This is a genomic window from Pseudomonas sp. Lb2C2 (assembly GCF_052112205.1).
In the GTDB taxonomy this organism is placed as follows: domain Bacteria; phylum Pseudomonadota; class Gammaproteobacteria; order Pseudomonadales; family Pseudomonadaceae; genus Aquipseudomonas; species Aquipseudomonas kilonensis.
The window spans coordinates 1-347 of sequence record NZ_JAUTYW010000031.1 but is presented as its reverse complement, the minus strand read 5'-3'; the positions used below and the strand labels follow the sequence as shown (position 1 = coordinate 347).

Annotated in this window: 1 protein-coding gene; it reads left to right on the top strand. The window is 59.1% G+C overall.

Going from position 1 to position 347, the window contains the following annotated elements; all coding sequences use genetic code 11:
* Nucleotides 1-113 precede the first annotated feature (113 nt).
* The coding region (locus tag Q7F16_RS30125; protein ID WP_413211839.1) for a hypothetical protein at nt 114-347 on the top strand (234 nt) is incomplete at its 3' end.

Sequence of the window (347 nt, the reverse complement as noted above, 5' to 3'; positions counted from 1 at the left end):
TCGCCTAGGCTCGGTGTGCCCTCACTCCGGCATTGCTCCGTGGGCCGCCGCGAAGGGCCATCCATGGCCCAGCGCGGCTATCCCGGCATCCATGCCGGGATGCCCACTGCGCAATGCCTGCGTTCGGACAGCGTGGTTTAACGGGGCGTCCAGATCAAGATCCAAAGCAAGAGCAAGAGCAAGAGCAAGAGCAAGAGCAAGAGCAAGAGCAAGAGCAAGAGCAAGAGCAAGAGCAAGAGCAAGAGCAAGAGCGGGGCATGCCGGCATCTATGTGGCTGAGCCACCGCTATCGCGAGCAAGCTCGCTCCCACATTGGATCTTCCGTAGACACAATATTTATGTGCATC